This is a genomic window from Streptosporangium sp. NPDC049376 (assembly GCF_044466505.1).
Taxonomy (GTDB): Bacteria; Actinomycetota; Actinomycetes; order Streptosporangiales; family Streptosporangiaceae; genus Streptosporangium.
Genome location: NZ_JBITMT010000005.1, coordinates 347,354 through 365,273, shown reverse-complemented (window position 1 = coordinate 365,273; position 17,920 = coordinate 347,354). Strand labels below are relative to the sequence as shown.

19 protein-coding genes are annotated in these 17,920 nt (G+C 71.3%); 10 read left to right on the top strand and 9 right to left on the bottom strand.

All coding sequences use genetic code 11. The features are described from left to right. Positions 1–110: 110 nt before the first annotated feature. Complete coding sequence (locus tag ACIBVQ_RS17210; RefSeq protein ID WP_399178429.1) at positions 111–890, bottom strand: SGNH/GDSL hydrolase family protein; 780 nt, start codon at positions 888–890, stop codon at positions 111–113. Between the two features lie 209 nt (positions 891–1,099). On the opposite strand from ACIBVQ_RS17210, the gene ACIBVQ_RS17205 reads away from it, so the two are divergent. Next, positions 1,100–1,906 carry an SAM-dependent methyltransferase gene (locus tag ACIBVQ_RS17205; protein ID WP_386186825.1) on the top strand — a complete coding sequence of 269 codons (807 nt, stop codon included), beginning with the start codon at positions 1,100–1,102 and terminating at the stop codon, positions 1,904–1,906. Here ACIBVQ_RS17205 and ACIBVQ_RS17200 read toward each other — a convergent pair whose 3' ends face one another. Together ACIBVQ_RS17200 and ACIBVQ_RS17195 are read right to left on the bottom strand one after the other, a co-directional pair. Then, entirely contained in the window at positions 1,907–2,818 is a 912-nt protein-coding gene (locus ACIBVQ_RS17200) for a helix-turn-helix domain-containing protein (RefSeq protein ID WP_386186827.1), read from the bottom strand. A 210-nt stretch (positions 2,819–3,028) separates the two neighbouring features. Continuing rightward, positions 3,029–3,934, bottom strand: coding sequence for a hypothetical protein (locus ACIBVQ_RS17195; protein ID WP_399178427.1), 906 nt, complete (start codon positions 3,932–3,934; stop codon positions 3,029–3,031). A gap of 115 nt (positions 3,935–4,049) precedes the next feature. Here ACIBVQ_RS17195 and ACIBVQ_RS17190 point away from each other — a divergent pair, with 115 nt between their 5' ends. Next, positions 4,050–4,262 (top strand): hypothetical protein, encoded by a 213-nt coding sequence (locus tag ACIBVQ_RS17190; RefSeq protein WP_352010580.1) that lies wholly within the window; start codon positions 4,050–4,052, stop codon positions 4,260–4,262. Between the two features lie 82 nt (positions 4,263–4,344). Then, a complete protein-coding gene (locus ACIBVQ_RS17185) occupies positions 4,345–4,656 on the top strand; it encodes a hypothetical protein (RefSeq protein ID WP_399178425.1) in 312 nt (103 codons plus the stop codon). Positions 4,657–4,718: 62 nt separating this feature from the next. Here the strand turns inward: ACIBVQ_RS17185 and ACIBVQ_RS17180 are convergent, their stop codons facing one another. Continuing rightward, the gene (locus tag ACIBVQ_RS17180; RefSeq protein ID WP_399178423.1) at positions 4,719–5,348 is read right to left on the bottom strand and encodes a uridine kinase; all 630 of its coding nucleotides are present in this window, start codon (positions 5,346–5,348) and stop codon (positions 4,719–4,721) included. 310 nt (positions 5,349–5,658) lie between these two features. Between ACIBVQ_RS17180 and ACIBVQ_RS17175 the strand changes: the two genes are divergently transcribed. From ACIBVQ_RS17175 to ACIBVQ_RS17160, 4 genes are all read left to right on the top strand, one after another. After that, the gene (locus ACIBVQ_RS17175; protein ID WP_362909126.1) at positions 5,659–5,961 is read left to right on the top strand and encodes an isoamylase early set domain-containing protein; all 303 of its coding nucleotides are present in this window, start codon (positions 5,659–5,661) and stop codon (positions 5,959–5,961) included. 134 nt (positions 5,962–6,095) lie between these two features. Further along, entirely contained in the window at positions 6,096–6,896 is an 801-nt protein-coding gene (locus tag ACIBVQ_RS17170) for a hypothetical protein (protein ID WP_399178421.1), read from the top strand. Between the two features lie 128 nt (positions 6,897–7,024). After that, complete coding sequence (locus ACIBVQ_RS17165) at positions 7,025–7,393, top strand: STAS domain-containing protein (protein WP_399178419.1); 369 nt, start codon at positions 7,025–7,027, stop codon at positions 7,391–7,393. A gap of 117 nt (positions 7,394–7,510) precedes the next feature. Then, the gene (locus ACIBVQ_RS17160; protein WP_352010574.1) at positions 7,511–7,780 is read left to right on the top strand and encodes a hypothetical protein; all 270 of its coding nucleotides are present in this window, start codon (positions 7,511–7,513) and stop codon (positions 7,778–7,780) included. Between the two features lie 35 nt (positions 7,781–7,815). Here the strand turns inward: ACIBVQ_RS17160 and ACIBVQ_RS17155 are convergent, their stop codons facing one another. Together ACIBVQ_RS17155 and ACIBVQ_RS17150 are read right to left on the bottom strand one after the other, a co-directional pair. Further along, on the bottom strand, positions 7,816–8,217 hold the full coding sequence (locus ACIBVQ_RS17155; RefSeq protein WP_362773601.1) for an ATP-binding protein: 402 nt from the start codon (positions 8,215–8,217) through the stop codon (positions 7,816–7,818). 185 nt (positions 8,218–8,402) lie between these two features. Then, entirely contained in the window at positions 8,403–8,621 is a 219-nt protein-coding gene (locus ACIBVQ_RS17150) for an EF-hand domain-containing protein (RefSeq protein ID WP_362773604.1), read from the bottom strand. Between the two features lie 115 nt (positions 8,622–8,736). Between ACIBVQ_RS17150 and ACIBVQ_RS17145 the strand changes: the two genes are divergently transcribed. Then, positions 8,737–9,213, top strand: a complete 477-nt coding sequence (locus ACIBVQ_RS17145; protein ID WP_362909130.1) for a GNAT family N-acetyltransferase — start codon at positions 8,737–8,739, stop codon at positions 9,211–9,213. 47 nt (positions 9,214–9,260) lie between these two features. Here ACIBVQ_RS17145 and ACIBVQ_RS17140 read toward each other — a convergent pair whose 3' ends face one another. After that, positions 9,261–10,874 carry a beta-N-acetylhexosaminidase gene (locus tag ACIBVQ_RS17140; RefSeq protein WP_399178416.1) on the bottom strand — a complete coding sequence of 538 codons (1,614 nt, stop codon included), beginning with the start codon at positions 10,872–10,874 and terminating at the stop codon, positions 9,261–9,263. A gap of 155 nt (positions 10,875–11,029) precedes the next feature. Here ACIBVQ_RS17140 and ACIBVQ_RS17135 point away from each other — a divergent pair, with 155 nt between their 5' ends. Together ACIBVQ_RS17135 and ACIBVQ_RS17130 are read left to right on the top strand one after the other, a co-directional pair. Next, the gene (locus ACIBVQ_RS17135; protein ID WP_399178414.1) at positions 11,030–12,748 is read left to right on the top strand and encodes a sialidase family protein; all 1,719 of its coding nucleotides are present in this window, start codon (positions 11,030–11,032) and stop codon (positions 12,746–12,748) included. Between the two features lie 86 nt (positions 12,749–12,834). Then, entirely contained in the window at positions 12,835–15,171 is a 2,337-nt protein-coding gene (locus ACIBVQ_RS17130; protein ID WP_399178412.1) for a Tex family protein, read from the top strand. 124 nt (positions 15,172–15,295) lie between these two features. Here the strand turns inward: ACIBVQ_RS17130 and ACIBVQ_RS17125 are convergent, their stop codons facing one another. Together ACIBVQ_RS17125 and ACIBVQ_RS17120 are read right to left on the bottom strand one after the other, a co-directional pair. Next, the gene (locus ACIBVQ_RS17125; protein WP_399178410.1) at positions 15,296–16,738 is read right to left on the bottom strand and encodes a WGR domain-containing protein; all 1,443 of its coding nucleotides are present in this window, start codon (positions 16,736–16,738) and stop codon (positions 15,296–15,298) included. A 109-nt stretch (positions 16,739–16,847) separates the two neighbouring features. Then, entirely contained in the window at positions 16,848–17,576 is a 729-nt protein-coding gene (locus ACIBVQ_RS17120; protein WP_399178408.1) for a DUF998 domain-containing protein, read from the bottom strand. Positions 17,577–17,920 lie beyond the last annotated feature (344 nt).

Here is a 17,920-nt window from a genome sequence, read left to right as displayed (position 1 = left end):
ACAGCGGCGAGGGCGCCCCCGGGGAATATGACTCCCCCGGGAACGCCCTCGCCTCGTCGCGGAACGGTCGGATCGCCGGGCCGGTCACGGTGTGTGGCCGGCCCACCGGCTCACCGATCGTCCGCCGCGTGGACCAGCTCGGCGAGCAGGCGCTGGCCGCCGGCGTTGGGGTGGAAGTAGTCCCAGGCGTTGATGTCGGACAGCTCGAAACGCCGGTCGAAGACCGCTCCGGCGTCGTGGCGGCAGGTGGGGTACTCGGCGCAGACCTTCTCCGCGACCAGGTTGAAGTCGACGACCCTGGCGTGCACCCGCTCACGCCTGGCCACGTCCTCCGGGTCGTTCGAGCGGGGCCGTTCGAGCAGCGACTGGCAGATGTGCAGGGTGGCCCAGGCCACGCGGGCGGCCGTCTTGTCCTTGGCGACCTCCCACAGCCGCCGGACGTCGGGAATGCTGGCGACGAGGATCTCCGCCTCGGGCAGGCCGCCGCTCAGGGTCCGCAGCGCCGTACGGAAGGCGGCCTCGTAGTCGGCGACCGAGGTCATGTCCTCCTCGGAGGCGGTGCAGACGTCGTTGGCCCCGATCAGGATCGTGACGTATCCGGCCTGCTGGGAGACCGCCTTCTCGGCCTGGCCGGGCAGTTCGGCGACCTTGGCCCCCGTCTTGGCGTCGTTGTGCGCGACGATGTCGGGGTTGTCCTCCTTCAGCCTCAGGTAGAGGCTGTTCACCGACGAGGACGAACCCGTCGACCAGGATCGGGAGGGGCAGTCGAGGTAGAAGCCGCAGGCGTTGAAGCCACGGGTGATGGAGTCGCCGAGCGAGGCCATCGAGGTGATCGGCGCCCGGGTCCGGGCGGTGGCCGCACTTGGGGCGAGGGCGGGTGCGAGGACCACGGAAAAAGAGAGGGCGACAGCTGGAAAAAGACGGGGGGCGAACAAACCAGGCCTCCTGAGCTGCGGATTCGTCGGTTCCGGTGCTCAGAATGTGGGCCGCTTCCCGAGTCCTGACAAGCGGAACGACTGCTTCCTCACGGATCGGTAAGGAAGGTCAGACCCCGGAGGCGCCCTAGATCGTTTAAGGATGAGGTGATTACACTCGCCGCGTGAGCCGCGACCAGTCCCCGCCCGACGGCATCGACGCCGGCACCCCCCACGTGGGGCGCGTGTACGACTACGTGCTGGGTGGCAAGAACAACTACGCGGCGGACCGCGAGTACGCCGACAGGATCGTCGCCCAGATGCCCGACTATCCCGTGCTGGCCAGGGCGAACCGGAGCTTCCTCAGCCGGGCGGTCGAGTACATGGCGCGGGCGGGAATCCGGCAGTTCCTCGACCTGGGCGCGGGCATCCCCACCTCACCGAACGTGCACGAGGTCGCCCGCGAGACCCACCCGGACGCGCGGGTCGTCTACGTGGACAACGACCCCGTCGTCTCGGTCCACAACGACGTGCTCCTGGCCACCGACGCCCTGCTGGTCTCCATCCGTGCCGACCTCGGGAGCCCCGGGACCGTGCTGGACCACCCCGACCTGCTGCGGCTCATCGACTTCGGCGAACCGGTCGGCGTGCTGCTGCTCTCGGTGCTGCAGCTGTTCCCCGGCGAGACGCCGGAACGCGTCCTCGGACCGTTGCGTGAGCGCCTGCCCGAGGGGAGCCTCCTGGCCGTCAGCCACCCGAGCGCGGAGGGCGACCAGGAGGCCGTCGCGCGGGCCCGCGCCGCGCTCGCCGGCGGTCCGGTCACGGTCGCCCTGAGGAGGCACGAGGAGATCCTGCCGTTCTTCGACGGGTTCGACCTGGTCGAACCGGGCCTGGTCGACGTGACGACGTGGCACCCCCGGATGCCGTCCCGCCCGACGAGCATGATCGTGCTCGGCGGGGTGGCCAGGAAGGGCGGCGCGGAACCGGCCTGATCAGTACGGCAGCCGCTCGCGCAGCTCGCCGAGGAAGCGCCTGCTGTCGGAGATCGAGTAGGCCTGCACGCACAGGCTGTCCATGACCTGCGTGTAGTGGTCGGTCTCCTCCCGCTTCTCCACGTAGAGCGCGCTGGTGAGCTGCTCCATGTAGACCACGTCGGGGAGGTCCTTGTCGGGGAAGCGCAGGATGGAGAACGGGCCGCCCGCCGCCGCGTGCCCGCCCCGGTGGAAGGGCATGATCTGCAGCCTGACGTTGGGCAGCTCGGTGACCCGGAGCAGGTGGTCGAGCTGGGCGGCCATGACCTGCGGCCCCCCGATGGGACGGCGCAGCACGGCCTCGTCGACCACGGCCCACAGGATGGGCGCGTTCGGCCTGCTGAGCCGTTCCTGCCTGGCCAGCCTGAGGGAGACCCGGCGGTCGATCTCCTCGGCGCAGGCGGTGCCGTGGACGAGCATGATGACCGCGCGGGCGTAGTCGGCGCTCTGCAGGAGTCCGGGGACGAACTGGACCTCGTAGCTCCTGACGACGGAGGCGGCCTCCTCCAGGCCCACGTAGACCTGGAACCAGCCGGGCAGCAGGTCACCGTACTTGTGCCACCAGCCGGGGGCGTTGGCCTGCCTGGCCAGCGCGAGCAGCGGGTCCCGGTCTGCGGGGTCGATCACGCCGTACAGGGTCAGCAGGTCGGCGACGTCGCGCTCCTTGAAGCCGACCCGCCCGAGCTCAAGACGGCTGATCTTGGCATGGGAGGCGCGGATGGCGTACCCGGCGTCCTCCCTGGAGACGCCCCTGGCCACGCGCAGTCTCCGCAGCTGCGTGCCGAGGAGGATTCTCAGGATGGTCGGACTGCTCCCGCCCGAGTAGGCGAGGACACCACCCATCGCACCGTCTTCGGCATGCTGTATGCCCATGGCTTGCTCCCTGTCACCCGAGGACGGTGCAACGGCTTCTGTTCCAGACGCGGATAGTACAACTTTGGCAGCCTTGTCCACACATTGGATATCTGGATGACATGGGATCTTTCCCTAATGGAGACTTAAGGTGGTGTTCGAAAGCGTTCGTCTTTTTCGTTAATCCCCTACGCCTCGCATGTCGTGCAAACCTCGCATATTCCATGCGTTCTATGCATTTCGGGCGTTTCGTCCGACCAATGTCCCCGCCGGCGGCCTGACCAGCACCCTGACCCGGTGCGCGTCCAGCCGTACCAGTGCCGCCGCGGCCGCGACGCCGAGGGCCGCCACCGCCGCCAGCAGCACGGCCCCCGAGAGCGGGGTGAGGTCGGCCGGCGCGAGCCCCTGGACGGCCTGGAGCACGCTCACCACGACGAGCCCGCCGTACCCCGCGACGGCCAGGGCGACCAGGCGCGTCCTGGCGCGCTCACCCCAGGAGGTCAGGGTGAGCAGCGCCGCGAGCGCGGGCAGCGCCTGCAGGGCGTGCAGCGTGACCGCGTGCGGGACCTTCAGCTGACCGGCCGCGCCGAGGATCGACAGGTCGGTTCGGTCCGGCGGCAGCCCGATGATCCTGCCGTTGGCGATCAGCGCCCCGCCCGCGACCTGACTGAGCAGCAGTACGGCCAGCCCCGCCCTGATCGCCAGGCTCATGCTCGGCGAGGCGTCGAGCCCCCGGAAGGCCCGGACCGCGATGACCACGATCGGCGGGATCAGCCCGGCGAACGCGGTCACGGCCAGCACGGCCGAGACGGCCGTGTCGAGCGGGGTGCCGAAGTTCAGATGGGAGGGCACCCCGCGCCAGCGCTGGAGGTCGATCAGCGCCACCTCGACCACGCAGGCCGTGCCGAGCGCGCCCAGCAGCAGCCGGGGCCGCGCGGGAGGCGGCCTGAGCCTGCCGGTGACCCAGACCAGGCAGGCCAGCGTCAGACCGAAGGAGAAGCCGAACAGGATCGGCTTGCGCCAGGAGACCGGCCCCGCCCAGCCGCCGCCGTCCACGGCGTAGACGGCCAGGTGGAAGGCGCTCCCGGCGAGCAGCAGAGCCGCGACGCCGTACCAGAACCGTTGATGAGGGCGCATGGTCCAAGCCTCGTCCGCTTCCCCGGTGCGGGAATCCCACCGGGGAGGGCCCCTCGGCTACGCCCCGTGGAGTAGGGCGTGGAATCGGCCCCCCGGATGGGGGTATGGACAGCGGATGAGCATCCACGATGAACTCCGCCAGGTCGAAGAGGACCTGGCCAGGCTGCGTTCCGAGGTCGCCGGGCTGCGTGAACAGGTCGGCGACCTCGGCCCGACGGACGCCATGGACCGGTCGGCGCTGATCTCCATGGCCGACCAGCAGGAGGCCCTCGCGGACGAGCTTGAGGAACGGCGGGAGCGCCTGCTCAAACAGGTCGGCGACCTCTAGAAGACACCCCCCGATCGGGACATTTGGTTACACAAAACCCGAAAGGGTACCGATACCAGCGAACACTCATCGGGGGGGAACAATGATCAACATACTTCGCAAGATGGGCGTGAAGTCCGGCACCATGTACGCCGCGGGTTTCGCGTCGATCGGCCTGTCGGTGGCGTCCTGGGCGGCGTCCCGCTCGGCCGAGCACGCCGGAATCGACCGGGCCGACCGCTGGGGCATCTTCGTCGGCCAGTGGGCGCCGACCTTCTTCGCGCTGGGCGTCGCCCTGCGCATCGAAGAGACCCACGGCCCGGAGATCTCCTCCAGGGACACGCACGGCACGCGCGACGAACTCATCGAGGCGGGCTACGCCGAGGGCAGGATGCCCTCGCGCACCGGGGTCTGACGACCCGGCCGGGCGGGCGGCCGACCACCGCCCGCCCCCACCCCTGTCTCACCTCTGCCGTCTCATCTCTGCCCGACCAGCGCGGGATGCCGGGGGTCGTCCATCCGGACGACGACGTCGGCGGCACCGACCGGCCCGACCTCCCGCTCGTAACGCTCGTAGGCGGGCAGCGTCCAGCGCGCCCCCTCCTCCGTCCGCCTGGCCAGCGCGCCCCGCGAGAGCCACAGGTGCACGGTCAGGTCGAAGGCGAGCCCCCTGCCGAGCAGCAGGGCGCCGTCCAGCAGCAGCACCCCGCCCGGCGGCACGGTGACGTACGGCGCACGCGTCGCCCGGTCGGTCCTGACGTCCCACAGCGTGGGCAGGACCCTGCCCGAACGCCCCGGCTCCAGCGGGCCGAGCACCTCCCTGCCCAGGGCCCCGACGTCGAGCCAGTCGGTGTAGAAGGCGTCGGGGTCGGTCTTGCCGTACTCGAAGCGCAGCGACGCCGGACGCAGGAAGTCACCGGCGGACACCCGCATGACCTCGCGCCCGCGCAACCGCAGCGGGGCGACCAGTTCCTCGGCCAGCCGTTCCGGGCGCGCGGCGGGCGCGCCGTCGAGAGCCACCCGCACCCAGGAGGCACGGGGTCCCGCGGCGATCCGGTCGGCGAGGTCCTCGACGAGGTGTGATGGCGAGATAGGAGTGATGTCCACGGGACATCTTTATCGAACCACCCGCACCGTGGACTCCGCCGACCATCTCCACGAGCATCGGCAGGTTAACCCGAACCACCCGAGCATCACGATCCAGTCAAGGTCGGACGTGAACCCGGCCAAAACTCACCACCCCATGTTGCCGATCGATGACTGGCGGTAACCATCCATGTGGATCGTTACCGCCAGTCGTGACCCGGATGTCGGCTTTCTGATCGCGGCCCACAGGTGAGGGTCGCGGCCGAGGCCCGTGCCGCCTGGCCGATCACGGTCGGTTACCTACGGAGACAGTGATGTCAGGAGAGACTCGATGATCAAGCGTGGTAAGCCCACCAAGAACGGGAAGGTCAGACTCACCTTCACCGTGCCGTCCGACCGGGCCGTCGGCGGAATCTCACTGGTCGGCGACTTCAACGGCTGGGACCCTTACGCCCACCCGATGGAGCGCAAGGAGAACGGCACCTACCAGGTGACCCTCACCGTCCCGTCCCAGCAGCCGATCCGCTTCCGTTACCTCGCCGACGGCGGGGTCTGGTTCGACGACGCGGACGCCGACCACCACGACGAGCAGGGAGGCCACCTCCACCCCGCCGGACAGCTCGCCGGCGCCTAGGGACGGACGGTACGACGGGATCTCGCCGTCTCCACGGTCACCTCCGGCGAGACGGCCTCCCCCCGCACGTCCCGCCTGTTTCACGCCCGACCGGCGGGTATCCGTAACGGTGGGCACGACGACAGGGGGAGCGGATGCGGACGACCCACACCGGCCGGGCGGCCGGCACCGCCACCGGACCCGTCACGGGAACCGTCACCGGAGCCACCGTCGGGGCCACTGTCGGGGCCAACGTGGGGGCCAACGTCGGAGCCACTGCCAGGGCCACCCTCAGGGCCGCCGCCGGGGCCCTCGCACGAGGGCTCGCCTCCGCGCGCGGCGAACGCGCGATCTTCGCGGACGGCGCCACCTTCCACGCCACGCTCCGCCCGCTTGACCATCCGATGTTCGGCGTCCCCGCCCTCGACGGACCCGGCGACCACCCCGCGCTGGTCCGCCTGTCCAGGGCCGGGCTCCTGCCCGCTCCCCTGCCCGACGTGCTCGGCCTGGCCGTACGGCTGCCCGGGGCGGGCGGGGCGGGGGGCGACCTCGACCTGCTGCTGTGCTCGGCGCTGTGGCCCGGCCTGCTGCCCCTGCCCCGGCGCCGTTTCGTCCCCGGGGTCTACTCGACGATCCTGGCCTACGACCGCGCGGGGGAACCGCTGCGTTTCCTCGCCGTCGGGCACGGCCCGGCCGCCGGAGTGCCCGCCGTCCCCGCCTTCCTCGGGGAGGCCGTCGCGGACGGGCCGCTGGAGTTCACCCTCGGCGTCGACGGCGCGGACAGACGTCCCCTGGTACGGCTGAGCGTCCACACCCCCCTGCCGGACCAGGCCGGTGATCCGCCGGGATTCGACCCGGTCCTGAACAGCCACCCCGCGCTGCGGCCCTCGGAGCGGCTGCAGGCGACCCGGCTCGCCGCCTACGCGGGTTCCCGCCGGGGACGGGCCGTCCGCTGACCGTCCGCCGTTCCTGCCCGCCCGTTGAACTGTCCTCAGCCATGGGCGTACGGTGGTTGGAGTGGTTTCCGTCTTCGCACGGCTCCCATAAGGGCGCTGTCTCAGGCTGAGGTAGACAGCGGGGCATCATGACACGGCTTTCCGTCACCGTGAACGACCATCCACGGTTCTCCGTGGTCTCGCTCGACGGCGATCTCGACAAAACATCGGCCCCACGGCTTGAGGAGACGCTCACCGAGGTGCTGACGCGGAGACAGTCGCGCGTCATCATCGACACGACGAGACTCGGCTTCTGTGACTCAAGCGGCGTCTGGACCCTGCTCACGACGCTGCGGCGGGCCTACGAGCTCAACGGCTGGCTGCGTCTGGCGGGCGTGCACGGGGTGCTCGGCCGGATGCTCGAACTGACCAGGCTGGCCGAGGCGTTCCCCATCGACCGGGACGTGCAGGAGTCCCAGATGAGGGTGTTCGGGGAGAGCGTCCCCACCCCCCGCTGAACGGGTAAAGACCCGTCGACGAAAGGGCCGTGACACGGCAACGACGACGTCGCGGGCCCCGCACGGCTTCCTAGGGTGATCGGGCCAGGTAGGCCGAGCCCACAGGGGGAGCCAGGGATGCGTCGTGTCCGCATCACGATGGACAACGCCGCGCTGCGCGACGTGGTACCCGGCGCCGCCGCGCGTGAGGCGGGCTTCGACGTCCGGGCCTCCCAGGTGATCCGCCGGGTCGGCGCCTCACACGAGGGGCACCCCGTCGAGGAGGTCTACGAGACGCTGCGCGCGAGCCTGCTGCAGATCCCGGGGGCCCGCACGTTCAACGAGGCCCGGGTGCGCAGGTGCGCGACGCTGATCAGCGAACGACGCGACCCGCTCTCCCGCGACTGACCCTCCCGGTGGCCTTCAGGAACCTTCAGGAACCTTCAGGAACGCAGCATGGTCAGCCGTACCGTCGAGGCGCCACGCTCGGTGAGGATCTCCACCGAGTCGCACATCTCCCGCATCAGCCACAGCCCGTAGCCCCTGCGGGAGCCGATCGGCGGCTGGACACGTCCCGCCCCGGTGTCGGTGAGCAGTCCCGCCTCGTCGATGATCTCCGCGACGACCCGCTCGGCGTCACAGCGCAGGACGACCAGGCCCTCGGTGCCCGCGTGGTCGAGCACGTTGTTCGCGGCCTCGCTGATGGCCAGGACGAAGTTGGTCTCCCGCAGCTCGCCGAGCGCCGCCGCCGCGAGGAACTCCCTGGCCCGGCGCCGCATCTCGGACAGGTCATCCCCGATCGGGAAGGACGTCCTGCGCGCCTCGCCACGGGTCGTCTCAGCCACGGGGGTCGTCCCCCGCGGCGCGGACCGTCCGCCCCGGCTCACCGGCCGGGACGAGGACGGGGGACCCGTCGAGGTCCGTCCGTCTGTCCGGGCGAATGGCCATGTCCTCACCGAGAGATCCGTTGGTGGTCCAGGTATCGTCACACTACCCGACCCCCTGAAAGCGATCTTCGAAGGGCCACCCGTCAGTCGCCGGCGACGATCCTGACGAACTCCTCGAAGGACAGCCGCCCGTCGCCGTCGGCGTCCGCGTCCCGGTTCAGCGAGCCGAGGGCCTCCGCGGGCAGGCCGGGGAAGTGAGCGCCGAACTCCTCCTCGGTGACGAAGCCGTCCCCGTCGGCGTCGATGGCGTCGAACCTCCGCCTGAGCTCCGTCAACCGCTCACCGGTCGGCTCTTCCCGCATGGTTGCCCGCCTTTCCCGACGTTTCCGACATCCCGTGTGTGACCAGACAACCTACGGGACGCACCCCCGGTACGGCCACGCCGGGCCGCCCGGCCCGTGACCCTAGACTGCGGGCATGATTCGTCCCGCAACGCCGGAGGACGTCCCGGCGATCGTCGACCTGATCCGCGGCCTCGCCGAGTACGAGAAGGCCCTGCGGGAGGTCGAGACCACGCCCGAGCAGCTGCACGAGGCCCTCTTCCGCCCCGAGCCCGCGGTGTTCTGCCACGTCGCGCAGGACCCCGACGAGGGACGGGTCGTGGGCTTCGCGATCTGGTACGTCACCTACTCGACCTGGCTCGGCAGGCACGGCATCCACCTTGAGGACCTCTTCGTCCTCCCGTCCGCCAGGGGGCGGGGGTACGGCAGGCGGCTGCTGGCCGAGCTGGCCCGCCTCTGCGTGGCGCGGGGGTACGGCAGGCTCGAATGGCAGGTGCTCGACTGGAACACCCCGGCCGCGGAGTTCTACGTCTCGCTCGGCGCCGGGCCCCAGCAGGAGTGGATCCCGTACCGGATCACCGGGCAGGCGCTTGAGAAGCTCGCCGCACGGTAGGGCTCGGCCACTCTGTTCGTCCCGGGCGGCCTCCGGCGGGAACGGGCTCAGTCGCCCTGTTCGTCCCAGCCGACCTGCGGTGATCGGTGGAAGCCGATGCCCATGACCGCCCACCGGGGCCCCTGCGCGCCGAGACGGCGCGCGAAGGCCGCCCAGTCGTGGGTGGCCCCGGGCGACCAGCCGAGTTCGGCGACGGCGGGCAGCCGGGGGAAGGCCATGTACTCGATCTCCTCCTCCGTCGAGATCGCCTCGGTCCACAGCGGCGCCTCGACGCCGAGCACGGCCGAGGCGGGCACGCCCTCCAGGTGGGAGCCCGGGTCCCAGTCGTAGGCGTCGCGCACCTCGACGTAGCCCGCCCACTTCTGGCCCGGCACGGTCTCCGGGTCGTACTTCATGTCGAGGTAGGCCCGGTTCGCCGGTGACATGACCACCCGGGCGCCCCGGGCCACGGCTTCGGCCACCAGCGGGTCTGAGCCGGTTCGCCCCCAGTACTGCAGGACGCGTCCCTCCTGGTGGCGCACCCCGGGTTCGCCGATCTGGTGCCAGCCCACGACCGTCTTGCCCGTCGCGGCGACCATCGGCTGGACCCGGTTCATGAACGCGGCGTACCTGGCGGTCGGGGTGGCCCGTGCCTCGTCGCCACCGATGTGCAGGTAGGGGCCGGGGGTCAGCGCGGCGACCTCCCCCAGGACGTCCTTGACGAAGGTGTGGACCTCCTCCTTCGTGGTGCACAGCGAACTGAACCCGACGTCGGTCCCGGTGTAGGGCGGCCTGGCCCTGCCGTCGCAGTTCAGCTCGGCGTAGGAGGCCAGCGCCGCGTTGGTGTGGCCGGGCAGGTCGATCTCGGGGACGACCGTGACGTACCGCCGCGCCGCGTGGTCGACGATCTCCCTGTACTGCGCCTTGGTGTAGTGGCCGCCCGGGCCGCCGCCGACCTGGGTGCGCCCGCCGTACGCGGCCAGTCTCGGCCTGCTGTCCACGGCGATGCGCCAGCCCTGGTCGTCGGAGAGGTGCAGGTGCAGGTAGTTGATCTTGTAGAGGGCGATCCGGTCGATGTACCGCTTGACCGTCTCGACCGGGAGGAAGTGGCGGGCCACGTCCAGCATCGCGCCCCGGTAGGGGAAGCGCGGGTAGTCCACGATCCGCCCGCCCCGTACCGTCCACGGCCCCGGCACGGCGGTCGGGCTCTCGACCTTCGGCGGCAGGAGCTGGCGCAGCGTCTGCACCCCGTTGAAGAGCCCGGCGCCCGTCCTGGCGCGGATGACCACGGCCTCGCCGGTCACGTCGAGCCGGTAGCCCTGGGAACCGACGACCGGGTCCGCCCCCGTGAGCAGCAGCGAGATTCCCTTACCTCCCCCGTCCTGGACGACCGGCAGGGCGTAGCCGGTCGAGGGGCGCAGCAGCCCGGCGAGGTAGGCGCCCACCTTCGCCGCCTCGGCGGAGCCCGCCTCGGTGTGGACGACCGCGTCCGGCGGCAGCGTGTAGGAGGCGTCCGCCGCGGGCCGTACCGAGACGGGAACCGGCAGGACCTCCCCCATCGGGGCGGGGGCCGTACGGGCACCCGTGGTCAGCGCCACCACGCCCGCGCCGAGCACGAGAGCCGCGACGGCGGTGAGACGTACGGGCCTGGAACGCCACAGGCGGGCCGGAGTCGGTGCCATGGCGTCCCCTCACCGGATGATCTCTGGCTGACAACCCTCGCCGACGGGACGATCGGCGTCAAGCAGGACACGGCGCCCAGGGGAAGCCATCATGACCACCGGGACGTAACCTCCCGGCAACCCCCCGGCCATCCGGCACCTGTTCGCTGTGCTCCATGGCCTGGCCGGACACCGAAGCCGTCGGATCGGACGTCACCACCCCCGTCATCGTGTACGGCGTCGCGGAGCGGACCCCCGACGGGGAGCTGGCGCACGAGGGCAACCGGGTCCCCGACATCGTCGCCCTCGACGCCCGGCGCCTGGTGGTCGCCTGGCGGGCCGGGGTGGGTGACCCCCGCGACCCGGCGCCGACCGACCAGGGCTCCATCATGTACGCCAGGTCGGCCGACGGCGGGAGGACCTGGACGGTCGGCACGCTGGCCGGAGCGACCGCCGTCCACCGCTACCACTACGTGATCTTCCTGAAGGACGGGGACGCGCTGTACGCGCTGCTCGGGCGGATCACGGTCGCCGAGGACCGCGACCCCTCCGGCGACCTCGACGGCTTCCCCGTCACGATGACCGCGAAGCGGAGCCTCGACGGCGGCGTGACCTGGGCCGACCTCCCCGTCGTCGTCGACGTGCCCGGCAACGCCAGGGGGGTGGTCGTCGCGGGCAGACCGCTCAGGCACGACGGACTGTGGCTGGTGCCGTACTGGCGGCGGGCGGGGAACACGACCAGGGCGGGGGTGCTGCGCTCGGCGGACCTGGTCACCTGGACCTCCGGCGGCCTGGCGGAGAACCCGCCGGGCGTCGCGGTCGAGGAGCCGCAGATCGCTCCGTCCCAGGACGAGCCGGGCGCGATCGTGATGGTGGCCAGGACCCTCGACCTGACCGGCGGGACCTCCCCCGCCGAACGGGACGCCCACTACCGCGCGAACGCCGCCTACTGCGCCACGGCCGTCAGCCGGGACGGCGGGCTGACGTGGTCGCCGATGAGACCGGACCCCGAACTGCCCAACTACTACGTCAAGACGTTCTTCTGCGGCGACTCCCAGGGCCGCCACCTCGCGATCTACAACACCTTCGCCGGGCCGTTCACCGGCCCCTCGGCCGCCAAGCCCGACCAGTACCGCGAGGTCCTGCACTACAAGGTCAGGCGTCCCGGCGAACCGTGGGAGCCCGGACGGCTCTTCGCCGACGGCCCCAGGCTGACCAGGGGGGCGGCCAGGGGGTGGGACGTCTACCCCAGCGCCGACGAGTACGAACCCGGCCGCCTCGTGGTCGTCTGGGAGCACAACCAGACCAACATCAAGGTCGCCAGGCTCGACATCTCCCGCCCCTTCCCGGACGGCGACCTGCCGACCGGCGACTGGACGCTCACCGGCGGGGCGCGGATCGACGCGGGCCGGATCCGCCTCAGGAGCACCGGCCCCGTGCCCTCCCACGCCTGGCGCCCCCTCGACGTCTCCAGAGGGTGCGACTTCACCCTGGAGTTCAGGGGGCGGGTCGACGACGACAGCGCGCTCGACCCGCGCACCGGCGCCGGCGTCTGCCTCGGCGCGAAGGTGGCCAACGGCGCGAGAAGGCTGATGCTGACCGTCCAGCGCGGCGGGGTCTGGACGATGCGCAAGGGCTCGGCCGTCTGGGAACGGGTCCACCCCCTCGGCGGCGCGGGAGCGCTCGCGACGTGGCGGGTCGACGTGGACAGCGCCGGGGTCGCCCGCCTGTTCCGCGACGGCGCGGACACCGGGGTCACCTGGGTCGTCCAGGACAGCAGGGAACGGCCCCAGCTCGCCCACTGGGTGACCGGGACGCCCGGCGGGAACGCCGCCGAGGCGACCGTCGAGTGGACACGGCTGACCCCTTTCCGCCGGGATCGCGCCCGGCTCTGACCGTCCCGTTCGATCCGCCTTCCCCGAGGTCGGCGCCGCCCGTCACGCGGTAGCTTGGTGGCTGCCATCACAAGGGAAGAGAGATCGTGACGACGTCTATTCATCAGCGGATCGCCGAAGAGCTGGGGGTGCGCGAGCGGCAGGTGCAGTCGGCGGTCGAGCTGCTCGACGGCGGGGCCACCGTGCCGTTCATCGCCCGCTACCGCAAGGAGGTCACCGGGGCGCTCGACGACGCGCAGCTCCGCACGCTTGAGGAGCGTCTGCGTTACCTGCGTGAGCTTGAGGAACGGCGTGCCGCGATCCTGGAGTCGATCCGCTCCCAGGGCAAGCTCGACGACGCCCTGGCGGCGCAGATCGCGGCGGCCGATTCCAAGGCCCGCCTTGAGGACATCTACCTGCCTTACAAGCCGAAGCGGCGCACCAAGGCGCAGATCGCCAGGGAGGCCGGGCTCGAACCGCTCGCCGACGGCCTGCTGAACGACCCGTCCGTCGATCCGCAGGCGGCCGCCGCCGCGTTCGTCGGCGAGGGGGTCGCCGACACCGCCGCCGCGCTCGACGGGGCGCGGGCGATCCTGGTCGAGCGCTTCAGCGAGGACGCCGACCTGGTCGGCGAGCTGCGTGAGCGGATGTGGTCCAAGGGCCGCCTGGTCGCGGCGGTCCGCGAGGGCAAGGAGGAGGGCGGCGCGAAGTTCTCCGACTACTTCGACTTCGCGGAGCCGTTCACCAAGCTTCCCTCCCACCGCATCCTGGCGATGTTCCGGGGCGAGAAGGAGGAGGTGCTCACCCTCACCCTTGAGCCCGAGCCCGAGCCGACCGGCACCTACGAGGGGCGCGTCGCGCACCGCTTCGGCGTCTCCGACCAGGGCAGGCCCGCCGACAAGTGGCTTGCCGACACCGTCCGCTGGGCCTGGCGCACCCGCATCCTCGTGCACCTGGGCATCGACCTGCGGATGCGCCTGTGGCAGGCGGCCGAGGACGAGGCGGTGCGCGTCTTCGCCGCCAACCTGCGCGACCTGCTGCTGGCCGCCCCCGCGGGCAGCCGCGCCACCATGGGCCTGGACCCGGGGCTGCGCACCGGCGTCAAGGTCGCGGTCGTCGACGCGACCGGCAAGGTGCTGGACACCGACACGATCTACCCCCACGAGCCGCGCAGGCGCTGGGACGAGTCACTGGCCACGCTGGCCGCACTGGCCAAGCGGCACGACGTCGAGCTGGTCGCCATCGGCAACGGCACCGCCTCGCGGGAGACCGACAAGCTCGCCGGCGAGCTGGTCAAGCTGGTCCCGGGACTCACCAAGATCGTGGTCTCCGAGGCCGGGGCCTCGGTCTACTCCGCCTCCGCCTTCGCCTCCCAGGAGCTTCCCGGGCTGGACGTCTCACTGCGCGGCGCCGTCTCGATCGCGCGCCGCCTGCAGGACCCCCTGGCCGAGCTGGTCAAGATCGACCCCAAGTCGATCGGCGTCGGGCAGTACCAGCACGACCTCGCGGAGACCAAGCTGTCCCGCTCGCTCGACGCGGTGGTCGAAGACTGCGTGAACGCGGTCGGCGTCGACGTCAACACCGCCTCGGCCCCGCTGCTGACCCGGGTCTCCGGCATCGGCTCGACGCTGGCGGACAACATCGTCCAGCACCGCGACGCCAACGGCCCCTTCCGCTCCCGCAAGGCGCTCAAGGACGTCGCCAGGCTCGGCCCCAAGGCCTTCGAGCAGTGCGCGGGCTTCCTGCGCATCCCCGGTGGCGACGACCCGCTCGACGCCTCAAGCGTGCACCCGGAGGCCTACCCGGTCGTACGGCGCATCCTGTCGGCGACCGGTGGCGACATCACCCGGCTGATCGGCAACGGCACCGTGCTGCGTTCGCTGCGGCCGCAGGACTTCGTTGACGAGACCTTCGGTCTGCCGACCGTCACCGACATCCTGTCCGAGCTTGAGAAACCGGGCCGTGACCCGCGTCCGGCCTTCAAGACCGCGACGTTCAAGGAGGGCGTGGAGAAGCTGTCGGACCTCAAGCCCGGCATGCTGCTGGAGGGCGTCGTCACCAACGTGGCGGCCTTCGGGGCGTTCGTCGACGTCGGCGTGCACCAGGACGGCCTGGTGCACGTCTCCGCGCTGTCGCGCAACTTCGTCAAGGACCCGCGCGAGGTGGTCAAGCCCGGCGACATCGTCAGGGTGAAGGTGCTCGACGTCGACATCCCGCGCAAGCGCGTCTCGCTCACCCTCCGCCTTGAGGACGAGCCCGCCCAGGGGACCGCGAAGGGCGGCGCCCCCAGGGGGCAGGGTGGCGACCGTCAGCGTGGCGGCAGGGAGAACGGCGGCGGCCGACAGCGGCAGGAGCGCGGCGGCGACCGGCGGAGCGCGCCGGGCGGCGCGATGGCCGACGCCCTGCGCCGGGCCGGTCTCGGCGGCTCCGACTCAGGGCGTTAGCCGTACGGCCACGCGGGCCCGGCGGCTCTTCCGCCGGGCCCGTTGTGCCCTTCCCGCCGAGTCCGCGGCTGTTTGGTTCCCGCGGGCCCGCTGCGTCTCCCCGCCGGGCCCGCGGGCGGTGAGGTCAGAGCAGGCGCCTGATGTCGCCGTAGGCACGGTAGAAGCCACCCCGCGCCGACTGGCGGACGCCCTCGACGAGGTAGCGGGCACCCGCCTCGCGCACCTCCTTGGGGAACTGCACGTTCCAGCGCGGGTCGTAGCCCTCGCTGACGACCCGCACCCGCAGCCGGTCGCCCTCCCTGAAGCACTCGACGACCACGCCGCCCGCGGCGTCCGTGACGGCGTCGAACACCACGGTCTCCAGCGTCGCGACCGGCTCGACCGCGGCCAGGCTCGCGGCGGCCTTGACGTCGACCGCCTGGGGGATGGTGCCCGCCTGGGCCGCCCTGATCGCCTCCTCGGTGGCGTCGATGCAGGCCAGGGTGCCGTCGGTGGTCACGATGTAGAGGCGGTCGTCGAGGTACTGCATGGAGAAGGCCGAGCCGCAGCCCGTACCCAGCTTCCACAGGCGTTCGCCGCTCTGGTCGAAGCAGTAGATCGAGGAGTGGTTGTCGCCGGCGAAGACGTACCGGCCGCCGGGGGCGGTCGCGCAGGAGAAGACGGTGGCGTCACAGCGGTAGACCGCCTCGGTCCTGCCGTCCGACTTGGCGAGCCTGTGCACGGCGCCCCGGCCGGTGCCCGCGTAGACCGAGTCGGCCTCCTGCCAGCCGAACAGCACCGCGCCCGCGACACCGGTCTCCCAGACCGGCTTGCCGTCGGCGGCGTCGTAGCGTGCCACGCCGGTGGAGTGACCGTGGTAGACGGCGTCGTCGTCGCAGCGGACCATCCAGGCGTACTCGCCCCGCCCCTTGCGTGCCCACTGGAACTCGTCCTCGTGGTCGATCGTGGTGATCCGGCCCGCCCTGTCCGACACGCCGAGCACGCCGTCGTGGATGTCCAGCCAGTAGATGTCGACGTCGTCGGCGATCTCGTAGGCGACCCTGGGCACCTTCCCGCTGAGGTCGTAGACCTTGCCGTCGTCGGCGCCCGCGTAGATCCAGAAGTCGTCGGCGACGATGCACTTCACCCCGTCGGGCAGCCGGAAACGGCCGGTGACGGTGCCGCCGTGGGTGACGGTGTAGACGTCGCCGTTCTGGTTGCCGACCCAGCAGCGCTCCGAGTCGACGAAGATGCCGAAGGCCGCGGCTCCACTGGCGAAGCGCCACAGCACCGGGGCCTGGGAGGCGGTCGAGCGGACGCTCTCCACGCTGCGCCGGGTGACCGAGCGGCGCTGCCGCACCCCGCGCACGGCCGGGGCGTAGCCCTTCCTGACCTTCTCCGCGATCTTCTTGGCGGCCGCGGCCGCGGCCTTCTCCTCGGTCGTGAACGAGGAGATCTTGGTCTGGCCCGAGTCGCCGATGCGGCCGTAGCTGATGGTCACCTGCAGCCCGTCGTGCACGACCTCGTAGAACTTGTGGGAGCCTCCGCCGTCCTCGGACAGCTCCAGGTACGTGCTCCGCGCCGCCATGCCACACCTCTCGGTCGATTCGGTCGATCGATTTTCCGGGAGCGTACGGCAGATGGGCGACAAAACAGATGTTTTCCGCTGAACCGCAGGTCACCCACTCAAGAACCGCCTATCGAAGCACCATGGAAGCGGGCGCGCCCTGCCCCCTGCCACCCCGTACGGCCACGCCCGCCGGAGAGGCCGGGACCGTGGCCGGAACGGTGGCCTGGACGGTGGCCCTGACTGCGTCCCTGGCGGTGGCCCGCTCCCGGCTGTGGCAGGCCCGCAGCACCGGGCCGAGCATCACGAGCACCCCGACCTCGAAGAGCACGACCAGCCGCTGGGTCACCCCGGCCGGGATGTCGTCGTTGGTCAGGTCGATGCCGAGCATCCGTACGACGTAGGGGGCGACCACCAGGACCAGCACGCCCAGGGAGGCCAGGCTCAGCAGCCGGACCGGGCGGGAGTACGGGCTGCTCGCGTACCTCCTGGCCAGGATCAGGCCCGCCAGCGGCATCGCCAGGAAGGCCACGAACGCCGCGTACCTGTGGATGCCGCCGGACATCGACAGCGGCACACCGGGCTTGTCCGTGGGGAAGGCGCCGATCAGCAGCATGCACAGCCCCCAGACGGCGATCAGCGTCGCGGCCCCCCGGTCCTCACCGCGCCGGGCGAGCAGGACGCCGAACGTGGTCGCGGCCGCGGCGAAGAGGCCCAGGGAGACGGGCAGCAGCCAGCCGTCGGTCTGGAAGGCGTATTCACTGATCACCGTGTGCACCGGGTCGAGCCCGGTGACCAGGTGGAGTCCCGTCATCGTCACGGTCCCGGCGCCGATCGCCACGTAACCGCCCACAAGCATCTTCGATCCCGCAAAAGCCTGACGTGCCATGGGTTCAACCTTGGCGAGCGGCCTCGTTCCGCAGTACCGGAGACGGTCCCCAGTGATCCCTGAGCCTTCCCGGAGGAACCCCGGGGCGGGGTGGGGTTACCTTCAGGGGGCCGTTCGTCACCCCAGGGCGCTGAACTGGGAGAAGACCACCCAGGGTAGGGCAGACCTCATCAGGGTAGCCCTCCTCAGGGTGGGGTCGGGGCCACCCGGGACTTGACCTTGAGCGCGCTCGAAGAGACATCGTGGGACACCGGGGCCGCCCCGAACACAGGGGCCTCGATCACTTGATCGACTTCTACAGGGCACAGGAGTTC

Bases quoted from the DNA above. Each gene is read 5' to 3' on its own strand.
- ACIBVQ_RS17200 (WP_386186827.1), bottom strand. From the start codon at position 2,818: ATGGGCATACAGCATGCCGAAGACGGTGCGATGGGTGGTGTCCTCGCC.
- ACIBVQ_RS17195 (WP_399178427.1), bottom strand. From the start codon at position 3,934: ATGCGCCCTCATCAACGGTTCTGGTACGGCGTCGCGGCTCTGCTGCTC.
- ACIBVQ_RS17190 (WP_352010580.1), top strand. From the start codon at position 4,050: ATGAGCATCCACGATGAACTCCGCCAGGTCGAAGAGGACCTGGCCAGG.
- ACIBVQ_RS17185 (WP_399178425.1), top strand. From the start codon at position 4,345: ATGATCAACATACTTCGCAAGATGGGCGTGAAGTCCGGCACCATGTAC.
- ACIBVQ_RS17175 (WP_362909126.1), top strand. From the start codon at position 5,659: ATGATCAAGCGTGGTAAGCCCACCAAGAACGGGAAGGTCAGACTCACC.
- ACIBVQ_RS17170 (WP_399178421.1), top strand. From the start codon at position 6,096: ATGCGGACGACCCACACCGGCCGGGCGGCCGGCACCGCCACCGGACCC.
- ACIBVQ_RS17165 (WP_399178419.1), top strand. From the start codon at position 7,025: ATGACACGGCTTTCCGTCACCGTGAACGACCATCCACGGTTCTCCGTG.
- ACIBVQ_RS17160 (WP_352010574.1), top strand. From the start codon at position 7,511: ATGCGTCGTGTCCGCATCACGATGGACAACGCCGCGCTGCGCGACGTG.
- ACIBVQ_RS17150 (WP_362773604.1), bottom strand. From the start codon at position 8,621: ATGCGGGAAGAGCCGACCGGTGAGCGGTTGACGGAGCTCAGGCGGAGG.
- ACIBVQ_RS17145 (WP_362909130.1), top strand. From the start codon at position 8,737: ATGATTCGTCCCGCAACGCCGGAGGACGTCCCGGCGATCGTCGACCTG.
- ACIBVQ_RS17140 (WP_399178416.1), bottom strand. From the start codon at position 10,874: ATGGCACCGACTCCGGCCCGCCTGTGGCGTTCCAGGCCCGTACGTCTC.
- ACIBVQ_RS17135 (WP_399178414.1), top strand. From the start codon at position 11,030: ATGGCCTGGCCGGACACCGAAGCCGTCGGATCGGACGTCACCACCCCC.
- ACIBVQ_RS17125 (WP_399178410.1), bottom strand. From the start codon at position 16,738: ATGGCGGCGCGGAGCACGTACCTGGAGCTGTCCGAGGACGGCGGAGGC.
- ACIBVQ_RS17120 (WP_399178408.1), bottom strand. From the start codon at position 17,576: ATGCTTGTGGGCGGTTACGTGGCGATCGGCGCCGGGACCGTGACGATG.